This is a genomic window from Phyllobacterium sp. MT110 (genome assembly GCF_058792715.1).
Genome location: NZ_JBXAFE010000001.1, coordinates 1,271,112 through 1,283,386 on the forward strand (window position 1 = coordinate 1,271,112; position 12,275 = coordinate 1,283,386).

Consider the following 12,275-nt stretch of genomic DNA (forward strand, 5'->3'; position numbering starts at 1 on the left):
GAATGATGTTAAACGGCCACGTCTTGTTCGGCACGTTCTTCATGCCGGACGCTTCCCTACGTAAAGTTTCAGGAAAAACTCATGTCTGCCTTCAAATCCGACTTTCTGCACACGCTTTCCACGCGCGGCTTCATCCATCAGGTCTCCGACGAGGCCGGTCTGGATGCGCTTTTCGCCAAGGAGACAGTGACAGCTTATGTCGGCTATGATGCGACGGCGACGAGCCTGCACATCGGCAACCTCATTTCCGCGACCATGCTGTACTGGCTGCAGGAAACCGGCCACCGGCCGATTGCGCTGATGGGCGGCGGCACCTCGATGGTGGGCGACCCCTCTTTCCGCGATGAACAGCGCAAGCTGCTGACACCCGAGGCGATCAACACGAACATCGAAGGCATCAAGCGGATTTTCGCCCGCATCCTGCGCTTTGGCGACGGTCCGACCGATGCTTTCCTCGTCAACAATGCCGATTGGCTGATGGGACTGGGTTATGTCGAGTTCCTGCGCGAGGTCGGCCGCCACTTCTCCGTCAACCGCATGCTGTCATTTGACAGCGTCAAGCTGCGGCTGGACCGGGAGCAGTCCCTCTCCTTCCTCGAATTCAACTACATGATCATGCAGGGGTACGATTTTGTCGAGCTCAACCGCCGCCATGGCTGCGTTCTGCAGATGGGTGGTTCGGACCAGTGGGGCAACATCATCAACGGCGTCGATCTCGGTCACCGCATGGGAACGCCGCAGCTCTACGCCCTGACGACGCCGCTCTTGACCACCAGCTCCGGCGCCAAGATGGGCAAATCGGCCACCGGCGCGGTCTGGCTGAATGAAGATGTCTTCAGCCCTTATGATTTCTGGCAGTACTGGCGCAACACGGAAGATGCCGACGTCGGCCGCTTCCTGAAAATCTTCACGCGCCTGCCGCTCGATGAAATTGCCCGGCTGGAAGCACTTGGCGGTTCGGAAATCAACGAGGCGAAGAAAATCCTCGCGACCGAAGCCACCGCCATCGTTCATGGCCGTGAAGCCGCCACCATGGCCGCAGAAACCGCGCGCACGACCTTTGAGGAAGGCGCGCTTGCTGCCAACCTGCCATCCATCGACATCGCCACCAGCGAGCTCGAGGGCGGCATCGGCATCCTGACGCTGCTGGTCAAAGCCGGCCTGGCCGGTTCGAATGGCGAGGCCCGCCGTCACATTCAGGGCGGTGCAGTCCGGGTGAATGACGCCAGCGTGTCCGATGAAAAGGCGCAGGTTTCGACCGCTGACGTGACAGGCGACGGCATCGTCAAGCTGTCGCTGGGCAAGAAGAAGCACATTCTCGTTCGCCCGGTCTAAGACCGGACTGACAGTGCGGTTGTGCGTGGTTCGACAAGCTCACCATGAGGAATGGAGTGGGCTGCAGGGAGCACTATTGTGCAGCGTTTGCGATTGACCTGCACCAAACCACTTCCCTCATGGTGAGCTTGTCGAACCACGCACAATGATTCTACTACCAGAGCTTCTCACTGAAACTCGAAAATCGACCGGAAAATACCCGGTGCGATCACCGAAATCGGATTGACGATGATCTGCGGCTGCTTGATCGGCCCCTGCAACTTGTAGGTGATGCCGATCAGGCCGCGATCCCGTCCATTGCCAAGCAGAAGGCCGAGGACGGGCAATTCGCCAAAGATGCGGTTGATGCCATAGGCGGGCATGAAGGTGCCCGTCAGCGCCATGTTGCCCTGAGGATCGCTGAGCACGCCCTGGAAGGTGGTGCCAATGGTCGAACCGCGGACCACGCCATTGGCAAGATTGATGTAGTTCTTGCCCTTCTCGATTTGCGAAAAGCCGCGCTCGAAGGTCACCACCGACACATCGATGTTCTTTTTCACCGCATCGTTGAGGCTCGTGCCATTCGGCGAGGATGACACGAGACTGGCCAGCCTGGGCTCGTTGACGAGGGTGAAGTCGCGTGCATCGATCTGCCCGCGCAAGGGGCCATCCCCCTTCGAATCCAGCGCGACAAGAATGCTGCCGCCCTGCATCTTGTCATAAAAGCCGGTGAAACGAAGCACGGCACCCGCGTCCTTCGACTGCAGGCTGACGGAACGGGCACCGCTTTCCGAACTGTCCGTTGCGATCACCTTCTGGCCGGATTTGGTCACGGCGTTGAAGGCAAGGCCCGAGACATGCGATCCGACGCCCTCATAGGACAGCGAGACATTGCCGAAACTTTCGGAATAGAAGCCCTGGACATCATCGATATCGGCATTGACCAGAATGCGCTTCTTGTCATTGCTGTCGCCTGCCTGCTTCTTGTCGGTCACCTGGTTCAGCAGCGACCGTGCATCGAAGGATTTCCCCTTCACGTCGGCCCGGTAGCCATAGCCGGTGCGCGATATTTTGACGGCGATGTCATCCGTCCGGTTGAGACTGACCTGGCTGAAATCCGCCGACACCAGATCGCCCTTGACCACGGAAATGTCACCGCGCAGCCGGAACGTCTCTCCCGCGATATCGAGATTGCGGATGCTGATATTGTCCGCATCCTGCTGCAGGCTGAACTTGGCGGTGGCCTTCACCCCTGCGCCCTTGGTCCAGCCGAGTTGCGCCAGCTTGACCTCGGCCTTGGACAAATCCGCGACAGCGACCTGCGAACCATCCGCCGACTTGTCGATGTTGATGCTGATCGGGCCGGATATGAACGGATCGAGACTTGGGAACAGCGTGTTGCGCGTCTTGTCGTCCAGCTGCAGGGAAACCGATTGTTTGCGCTTGGCCGGATTGCTGCCGAGCGGCTCGAACATGGTGATATCGGCCGGCACGCCATTCAGCTGTGCTTTGACATCGATATTCGCCTCGGTGTCGTTGACGTTCAGCGTCCCGTTGGCATTGGTTATGGTCTGGCCATCGACCTTTTTGGCAAGGTTGACGCCGTTCAGGGCGATCTCCGCCGACCATTGCAGGCTTCCCTCCGGCGCATGGCGAGTGACCGGAAATGTCACGAGCACATGGGTTTTCACATCGCCGCTGATATCAGCGGGTGCAAAGGGCACGCCTTTCACCGCATTGATCGGTTTGAAACCGGCGATTTCGGCGATGGCCGAGGCGTCGCCGGCAATATTCAGATCAAGCTCGGACAGCACCGGACGCTGCGGGCCCCACGGGATGATCAGCGTGCCGTCCACAATATGCGCTTCCCGGTTACCGGGCGTAAACGCCGAGCCCTTCAGCAGTTTGATCGTGGTATAGGCGCCGCGCACGCTGATTGCACCATCCGCATCGCGAATGGGCGGCAGATCGCCGACAATATCGAAACGGGTGTTCTGCACATTGAAATCGACCTGCACTTCGTCCGCCGTCAGCGGCGGCGGCTTGCCGGGACCGTCGAAACGGCCGGCGGCAAACATCACGTCCACCCGGCTGTCCCTGACATCGCCGCCGAACAGATTGTCGAGCACCCAGCGGCGCGCGCCGGTCGCCACCCAGATCGGCCAGAGCTGCTTCACCTGTGCGGTGGGCATTTTCGGTATGCGCAGCGCCAATGTCATGGCTGGCGAACCCTTGCCGAACACCACACTGCCCTGCCCGTAAAGTTCGCTTTCGCCATCGGCGCGCACGGCAATCTCGGAAATGTCCAGCTTGGCCTCCCCAGGCGCAAACCGGCCGGCAATGCGGGCATTGAAGGCGAGCGGCGGCTCGCTCGAATCCGCTGGAGCGGAAACGGCTTCCTGTGTGATCAGTTCAAAACGATAGCCGGGATTGGCAACGGCAGCGACAGCCGTCGCGTCCTCCGGCAGCGGTTCGGGTCCGACCGCCCCCTCGACAACCCCTTTGAAACCGCCGAAATGTATGGCTGACGGCGTAATCTCGACCTTTTCAGTACCGAAAACATGCTCGAAATTGATCTGGGCACCGGCACCCATATCTTCCACATTGCCGATGCTCACCGGTCCTTCGCTCACATTGAGCGAACCGGAAATCCGCATGGGTATGGTGTCCGCTCCCGCAACGCCGTCCAGCCGGATTTCGGCTTCATTGTTATAGGCGAGATAGGATGTATCCGGCTTTATGCCATCGGCATCGGGAACAGGTGCTTCGCCCTGTTTGCCGATCAGCGGAATCCTGCTGATCGCCAAAGAGAACGAATCGATTCTGGCGCCAAGGGCCGCGCGCTTGACCTGTGCCGAGACGTCGATGACCTTTCCCCGCCATTCCACCGTGCCCTTGATGGCAACAGGGCCGCCGGTTTCCGTCAGTTCCAGATGGATGATGCGCAGGTTTTCCGGCCGGCCTGCAACGGTGAAATCAAAGCGTGTATCGGCAACCGTGATGTCACGGGTTTCCCGCTGATCCAGCAGCGAAACGGCATTTTGCAATCCGGTGAAAATGAGTTGGGACACACCGTCGAGGTTGACGAGGCCGCGATCATCCTGCGGCAGGATCGACATGAAGTCGAACGGCTCCTGGCTGGCACCAACCGTGATCTGCGCGCCGGTGAGTTCAAGGCTCTGCACTTTGACGTCGCCTTGCAGCAGCGGCAGGGTGGCCAGACCGATGCGCACGGAACGGATATTCTTGATCTCCACCCCGCGCTTGACGTCCGAAATATTGACGTTGCGCGCCTCAAGCGCGACGTGCTTGCGCTGGTCGAGGGAAATTTGCGCCGACTGGATCGTCGCGTCTGTATCGGGACCGACAACGGATTTGAGCGCGGTCTGCGCGCGCTGGGTCAGGGCCTCGCCGCCGATACCCACCCGCAGGACGACAAAAGCTATTCCGGCCAGAACCACAAGGAGAATCAGGAATGACGCAAGTGCCCCGCAGGCGAAACGAAACCGCGAGCGGCGCGCGGGCATGGCCACGGGCACCTCGCCTTGCTCGACTGCAGAGGGGTAATGATGAAATTTTAGAAAGTCCCGCTTTGTAAAACGGACTCTTTTCGGTTTCTCTGTCAAATTCCCAAGCCAATTGAGGAATCATGTGGGAAACCGTAGACGATTCCCGTGCCTCTCTTATAGTTGCCTAACTGAGGCGCGCATTCAATGATGAAAGAAAGGCTTTCCTATGACAACGCTCGATATCGGCAGTTCCGCCCCGGATTTCACCCTTCCCCGCGACGGCGGCGGAACGCTTTCCCTGGCTGAATTGCGCGGCAAACCCGTCGTTCTCTATTTCTATCCCAAGGACGATACGAGCGGCTGCACCCAGGAAGCCATCGAGTTTTCCGGGCTGAAGCCGGAATTCGACAAACTTGGAGCCAAGGTCATCGGCATGTCGCCCGATCCGACCAAGAAGCACGACAAGTTCAAGACGAAGTACGATCTCAAGGTGGATCTGGTCGCCGATGAGCAGAAGACCATTCTGGAAGCCTATGGCGTGTGGGCCGAAAAAAGCATGTATGGCCGCAAGTATATGGGCGTTGAACGCACCACCTTCCTGATCGATTCGCACGGCAGGATCGCAAAAATATGGAACAAGGTGAAGGTTCCCAATCACGCGGCCGAAGTTCTCGAAGCAACCAGGGCTCTCTAGACCGAACTCAACCGCTTTCTACCTGAAATTGATGGAAAATCGGCGCTCCGTCAGGATTTGTTAACCATAACGGGGTGTAATGCCTTCTATAAATTGAAGCTGCAAAATGACGAGCGAAGCGGCCATGAAGAAGGCAAAACACTCCCCCATCTTCAGCAACCAGCAGGAACCCCACACGATCATCATCGCGCGGGGCGAAACGATCCGTCATTTCACCCTGCGCCCCTGGGCCGCCATCCTTGGCGGCACACTGGCCTTTGCGCTGGCGGGCACCTACCTCATTGCCACCTCCTATCTGGTTTTCCGCGACGACCTGATCAATGGCAGCGTCGCGCGTCAGGCGCGGCTGCAGCAGGCCTATGAAGACCGTATCGCCAGCCTGCGCACCCAGCTCGATCAGGTTACCAGCCGCCAGCTGCTCGACCAGCAGGCGATGGAAGGCAAGGTCGCCGAACTCATCCAGCGGCAGAAATCCCTTACCGAACGCCATGCCAAGCTTGCCCCCATGCTGCAGCGGGCGGAACATGCCGGCGCTGCCATTCCGCCCGAGGCGGACAGCAATGCGCCGATGGACAGCAACGGCCAGGATATCGTCAAATCGAACGACGATGATGCCTTCTATGGCATCGATCCGATCATCACCGGTCCGACCAGCGTGACCCGCAAACCGGCACCGCGCGATGACAAGCCGCGCAAGAGTGTCGACAAGGCCGAACTGCTGCTGAAATCGGTCAATACATCGCTGACGGATATCGAGACCAAACAGATCGCCCAGATGCAGGCGCTGTCCAATACGGCCTACGAGAATGCCGACAAGATCATGGAAGCGCTTGCCGCAACCGGGGTGAAACCCGTTCTGGATGAAAAGTCGGATACGGGCGGCCCGTTCATTCCCGCCGGCAGCATTGCCCCGTTTGACGCCAAGCTGAACGATCTTGATCAGGCGCTCGAACGGCTGGAAGGCGCCAAGGCCCTTGCCAAATCCATCCCGATTTCCAATCCGGTCCCCGGCATGCCGGTTTCCAGCACGTTCGGCGTGCGCAAGGACCCGATCATCGGCTCGATGGCGTTTCACTCCGGCATCGACTTTCGCGCCATGAGCGGCTCGTCGGTGCGCGCCACAGCCAACGGCACGGTCACCGAAGCGGGCTACAATGGCGGCTACGGCAATATGGTGGAGGTCGACCACGGCAACGGCCTCTCCACCCGCTACGGCCATATGAGCCAGATTCTCGTCACCCCCGGTCAGAAAATCAGGATCGGCGACGTCGTCGGCAAGGTCGGCAGCACCGGGCGCTCGACCGGCCCGCATCTCCACTACGAGGTGCGCCGGAACGGCAGCGCCGTCAATCCTGCGGGTTTCCTGACCATCGGGCGCGAGGTCGCCGCGGAACTTTAAACTCCTGGATGCAGGAGCTCGGATCATCATAAAAAATCCCCGGCAGGACATCTCCAGCCGGGGATTTTTATTCAGACAGTACGCCTGGATTTAAGCAATATCCTGGACTTCCACATCGCTGCCGTGCACGCGGTGCGCGAGAGCCGCTTCCATGAACATGTCGACGTCGCCGTCGAGCACATCCTGCGGGCTGGTGCTTTCGACACCGGTGCGCAAATCCTTGACCAGCTGATAGGGCTGCAGGACGTAGGAGCGGATCTGGTGGCCCCAGCCGATATCCGTCTTGGAGGCGGAGATGGCATCGGCCGCCTGCTCGCGCTTTTCCAGTTCCGCTTCGTAGAGCCGCGCACGCAGCATCGACCATGCCGTGGCACGGTTCTTGTGCTGCGAGCGTTCCGCCTGGCACTGCACGACGATACCGGTTGCGATATGCGTGATGCGCACCGCCGAGTCCGTCGTGTTGACGTGCTGGCCGCCGGCACCCGATGCGCGATAGGTATCGATGCGCACATCCGATTCCGTCACCGCGATCTCGATATTGTCATCGACGACGGGATAGACCCAGATGCTGGAGAAGGATGTATGCCGCCGCGCATTGGAATCATACGGCGAGATGCGCACCAGCCTGTGCACGCCCGATTCGGTCTTCATCAGACCATAGGCATTGTGGCCCTTGATCAGGATGGTGGCCGACTTGATGCCCGCTTCTTCGCCGTCGTGGATTTCGAGCAGCTCGACCTTCATGCCCTTGCGGTCGGCCCAGCGTGTGTACATGCGCAGCAGCATCGACGCCCAATCCTGGCTCTCCGTGCCGCCTGCCCCCGAATGCACTTCGACATAGGTGTCATTGGCATCGGCTTCGCCCGACAGCAGCGTATCGATCTGGCGCTTGTCCACTTCCACCTTGATGGCGCGAATGGCTTCTTCCGCCTCGGTGACGATGGACTTGTCGCCCTCTTCGTCACCCATGGCGATCAGCTCGATATTGTCTTCGAGCGACTGGCTGAGCGTGCGGATGGAGTTGATACCGTCTTCCAGCTGCTGGCGCTCGCGCATGAGCTTCTGGGCTTCCTGCGCGTCATTCCACAGTGCGGGATCTTCGGCAAGCTGGTTCAGATAGCCAAGGCGTTTGATTGACGTATCCCAGTCAAAGATGCCTCCTCAGCAGGCTTATGGCCTGCTTGATCTCGTCGACCAGCGTCTCGATTTCAGCGCGCATTGGCTGTCCGTTCCTTCTGCTTTTTCATTGTTTTCGAATTGCGGCGGACCATATTCACTGGTCCGCGCGATGTAAAGTCTTCAGACTTTACGAAAGTTCACCGGCTCGATCGGTCAGAAAAGTCCGCCGCCGCCGCCCTGAATGACCCTGTTGACGTTCGGAGACTGCACCTCCATGGGCGCTCCTTCCGAGAAGGAATTCGCGCCAATGACGGAATAGCTGTCCGCAGGGCCTGTGCCCGGCTTGAAGGCTTCCATGATCACATTCGGCTGGCCTTCGGTGGCGCGCATACCGGTCTTGCGATCAATCGCCACAACGGTCATGCCTTCCGGCACACGGAAGTCAACCGAACGCTGGCCCTTCAAGGCAGCATCCATGAAATCCTTGAAGACCGGGGTCGCAAGGCCGCCGCCGGTGCCGCCATGGCCCATGGGCGTCGGCGTGTCGTAGCCGAGATAGAGGCCGACAACGAGGTCCGGTGTGAAGCCGATGAACCAGGCGTCCTTTTCGTCGTTCGTCGTACCGGTCTTGCCGGCGATCGGACGGTTGAGGCTCTTCAGGATGGTTGCCGTACCGCGCTGGATGACGCCTTCCATCATCGACGTGATCTGATAGGCGGTCATCGGGTCGAGCACCTGATCGCGGTCATCGACCAGCTCCGGCTCCGGCTGGTTCTTCCAGTCCTCGGCAGAGCAGTTGTCGCATTTGCGTTCATCGTGCTTGAAGATGGTCTTGCCGTAACGGTCCTGCACGCGGTCGATGATCGATGGTGTGATCTTGCGTCCGCCATTGGCGATGATCGAATAGCCCGTCACCATGCGCATCACGGTGGTTTCGCCCGACCCGAGCGCCATGGCCAGAACCGGCAGCATCTTGTCATAGATGCCGAACCGTTCGGCATATTCGGCAACGAGCTTCATGCCCATGTCCTGCGCCAGACGCACCGTCATCAGGTTGCGCGACTGCTCGATGCCGTAGCGCAGGGTGGACGGGCCGGCAAACTTGCCGCCATAATTCTTCGGTGCCCAAATGCCGAGGCTGCCGCCCTGGTCGATCGAGATCGGGCCATCCAGCACCACCGATGCCGGGGTGTAGCCATTGTCCAGCGCGGCCGAATAGACGAACGGCTTGAAGGAGGAACCCGGCTGGCGCATGGCCTGCGTGGCGCGGTTGAATTCCGATTCGGCGAAGGAGAAGCCGCCGACCATCGCGAGCACACGGCCGGTATGCGGATCCATGGCAACCATCGCGCCTTCGATTCCCGGCACCTGGTGCAGATCGAAGGCCGTATCGCTGCCTTCCTTCTTCTGCACGAACACCACGTCACCGGGCTTGAACACGCCCTCCAGTGATTTCACCGATGTGCGCCTGCCATCCTTGTAGAGATTCATGGCCCATTTGATATCGGCAGCGGCAATCGTGCCCTTCTTGCGCGCGGTAACCAGACTGTTGGCATCGTTGCGCTCAGGCTGCAGGCCAATGACCGCCTGTGTCGGCGTTACCTCGAGAATGACCGCGAGCTGCCAGTCCGGAACATCGGAAAACGGCTTGATCTCGGCCAGAGGAATACCCCAGTCGCCGATTGTGGAAATCGTCTTGTACGGGCCCCGGTAGCCCTTGGCTTCGTCATACTTGAACAGCCCGTGCTGCAGGGCGGCGCGGGCCTGCACCTGCATCTTGGGGTCAAGTGTGGTGCGCACGGACAACCCGCCCTCATAGAGCGCGTTTTCACCATACTTGCCGATGATCTGGCGACGGACTTCTTCCGTGAAATATTCGGACGCGAACAGGTAGTTACCGGTATGGCGCGGCGTAACACCGAGCGGTTCGGTCTTGGCCGTCTTGGCTTCGTCCGTTGTGATGTAGCCGTTCTCGGCCATGCGGTCGATCACCCAGTTGCGGCGCTCCAGCGCCCGCTCCGTCTGGCGGAACGGATGATAATTGGACGGTCCCTTGGGCAGCGCAGCCAGATAGGCCGCCTCGGCGATGGTAAGCTCATTGACCGACTTGTTGTAATAGGTCAGCGCCGCACCGGCGATACCGTAGGAATTGAGACCGAAGAAAATTTCGTTGAGGTAAAGTTCGAGAATGCGGTCCTTCGAATAGGCCTGCTCGATGCGGAAGGACAGGATGGCTTCCTTCACCTTGCGGCCCATCGTCTGGTCGGACGACAGGAGGAAGTTCTTTGCCACCTGCTGGGTAATGGTGGACGCACCAACCGGGCGGCGCGAGCCCCAATTCTGCACGTTGACGATAACGGCGCGGGCAAGACCGCTGATGTCGATACCCGGATGCTGATAGAAATTCTTGTCTTCCGCCGACACGAATGCGGCCTTCACCCGGTCCGGAATGGCCTGGATCGGCAGATAGAGGCGGCGCTGCCGGGCGAATTCAGCCATCAGCGCTCCATCGGACGCGTGAATGCGCGTCATGACAGGCGGCTCGTATTTGGCCAGAACTTCATAATCGGGCAGGTCTTTGGATACTTTGACCACATAGAGCGCTGCCCCGCCCGCGGCCAGCAGCGCGACGACGGTACCGATTCCGAAAAAATATCCGATCAAGCGTATCATTTGTATCCGGAACCCGTTTCATCCATTTGGCATGTCGATAATCGATGCACGATCTTGGTCAATGCAAATCGCACTCCGGGAAGCAGTTTCCCGGTACTCCAACCGGAATACACAACGCCCGGCAAATTCAGTGACGCAATTGAGCGACAAATGTGACAAAGGCAAGGACAACCCGGTTCTGCGCACAATTTAAATACCAATTGTGGAGTTTCGGCAACGCACAGACAAGTATATTAGGCGCCGCGAACTGTCGGATGGTCAATCGTTGCATAAACGCTGTCGGAAACTGTCAATTCGATGCGCCTGCTGTCTTTTTTCCTGAAAATTCGCCAACGGCCGCAGCAAGCCGTTCCGCCACATGGGTCCGCCATGCCGGGTCGAGCATCAGTTTTGCGTCTTCGTCATTGGACAAATAGCCGATTTCAACCAGCACAGACGGCACATCGGGCGCCCGCAACACCTGGAACCCGGCGAAACGATGCGGATTGTTGATCATGTTCACATCGCCCTTCAGTGCCCGCACCACGCCCTTGGCGAAACTGAGCGAGAATGTATGCGTCTCGCGCCGGGTCAGATCCATGAGAATATCGGCAATTTCCGGCGTCTCATTGTCAAAGGCAACACCGGCAACCGCATCGGCCTTGTTTTCGCGGTCGGCCATGGCGCGCGATGCGGCATCGGACGCCTTGTCGGAAACCGTATAGACCGTCGCGCCGCGAATGTTGCGCTGGTTGATCGTATCGGCGTGCACCGAGATGAACAGATCAGCCTCATATTGCCGGGCGATGCGCACACGTTCCGGCAGGCGCAGGAATTCGTCGCTGTCACGCGTCATCTCGATCCGCAGGCCGGGAATCTTGCTCAGCTGATCGCGCAGCTCGCGTGCGAACATCAGGGTGACATCTTTTTCCATGATGCCGCCGGTGCTTTCCGCTCCGCTGTCTATGCCGCCATGCCCCGCATCCACGACAACAGTGAACGGCTTGGGCGCCTTGCTGACTTCCACGGGCGCAGCACTGGCAACGCGGTCGCCCTTGGGGCCAACCTGCGTGGATGCGGTGGGTGCATTCTGGTTTTTGAGGGCATCGGCAAACTGCCGGTCCGACGAGGCGACAAGATCGGCAACAAGGCGATAACCGGGACTGTTGTCATTCTTGAGCACGTCGACGCGTTCGACACTGAACGGGCCCTTCATGGTAAAGATCAGCCGCGAACGGGCATCGCTGATCATCCCGTAACGCACATTGTCGATCAGTCCGCGCGGCTCCAGTGATTTCTTGTCAAAGGCAAAGACGGCTTTCGGCAAATCGATCACCAGGCGATGCGGCTCGCCGAGCAGCAGCGTCGACACTTCTGGCTCATGGTCGAAATTGATCACGACGCGGGTGCGCAGTTCGTCGCCAGCCGCCTGATAGGTCAGCGCCGCCAGTTCATCGGCCGCAAACGCGCCCTGGCCGGATTGCGCGACAGCAATCGAGACCAGAAAGACTGTTACCAAAAACCGGCAGATCACATTCATGTCATTGCAGATGGACGCCGGCGCGTGCCGGGCAATCATCCCCTCTGG

7 protein-coding genes are annotated in these 12,275 nt (G+C 59.4%); 3 read left to right on the forward strand and 4 right to left on the reverse strand.

Features of this window, described 5'->3' with window-relative positions; genetic code table 11:
• The first annotated feature begins 81 nt into the window (after positions 1-81).
• Positions 82-1,335: a tyrosine--tRNA ligase gene (tyrS, locus tag AC1Q5O_RS06690; RefSeq protein WP_492562180.1), complete on the forward strand. Its 1,254-nt coding sequence runs from the start codon at positions 82-84 to the stop codon at positions 1,333-1,335.
• 167 nt (positions 1,336-1,502) lie between these two features.
• Here the strand turns inward: tyrS and AC1Q5O_RS06695 are convergent, their stop codons facing one another.
• Positions 1,503-4,841 carry an RNA-binding protein gene (locus AC1Q5O_RS06695; protein WP_492562181.1) on the reverse strand — a complete coding sequence of 1,113 codons (3,339 nt, stop codon included), beginning with the start codon at positions 4,839-4,841 and terminating at the stop codon, positions 1,503-1,505.
• A 208-nt stretch (positions 4,842-5,049) separates the two neighbouring features.
• On the opposite strand from AC1Q5O_RS06695, the gene bcp reads away from it, so the two are divergent.
• Both bcp and AC1Q5O_RS06705 read left to right on the forward strand, forming a co-directional pair.
• Entirely contained in the window at positions 5,050-5,517 is a 468-nt protein-coding gene (gene bcp, locus AC1Q5O_RS06700; RefSeq protein ID WP_492562182.1) for a thioredoxin-dependent thiol peroxidase, read from the forward strand.
• A gap of 106 nt (positions 5,518-5,623) precedes the next feature.
• Positions 5,624-6,916 carry a M23 family metallopeptidase gene (locus AC1Q5O_RS06705; RefSeq protein ID WP_492562183.1) on the forward strand — a complete coding sequence of 431 codons (1,293 nt, stop codon included), beginning with the start codon at positions 5,624-5,626 and terminating at the stop codon, positions 6,914-6,916.
• A gap of 90 nt (positions 6,917-7,006) precedes the next feature.
• Here the strand turns inward: AC1Q5O_RS06705 and prfB are convergent.
• The 3 genes from prfB to AC1Q5O_RS06720 all read right to left on the reverse strand — a co-directional run bounded on the left by prfB (position 7,007) and on the right by AC1Q5O_RS06720 (position 12,266).
• A protein-coding gene (prfB, locus tag AC1Q5O_RS06710; RefSeq protein ID WP_346308020.1) for a peptide chain release factor 2 occupies positions 7,007-8,135 on the reverse strand; the annotation gives its coding sequence in 2 pieces (ribosomal slippage) (positions 7,007-8,065 and positions 8,067-8,135; 1,128 coding nt in all).
• A gap of 113 nt (positions 8,136-8,248) precedes the next feature.
• Positions 8,249-10,708, reverse strand: a complete 2,460-nt coding sequence (locus AC1Q5O_RS06715) for a penicillin-binding protein 1A (protein WP_472461076.1) — start codon at positions 10,706-10,708, stop codon at positions 8,249-8,251.
• Positions 10,709-10,997: 289 nt separating this feature from the next.
• Positions 10,998-12,266, reverse strand: coding sequence for an N-acetylmuramoyl-L-alanine amidase (locus AC1Q5O_RS06720; protein WP_492562184.1), 1,269 nt, complete (start codon positions 12,264-12,266; stop codon positions 10,998-11,000).
• Positions 12,267-12,275 lie beyond the last annotated feature (9 nt).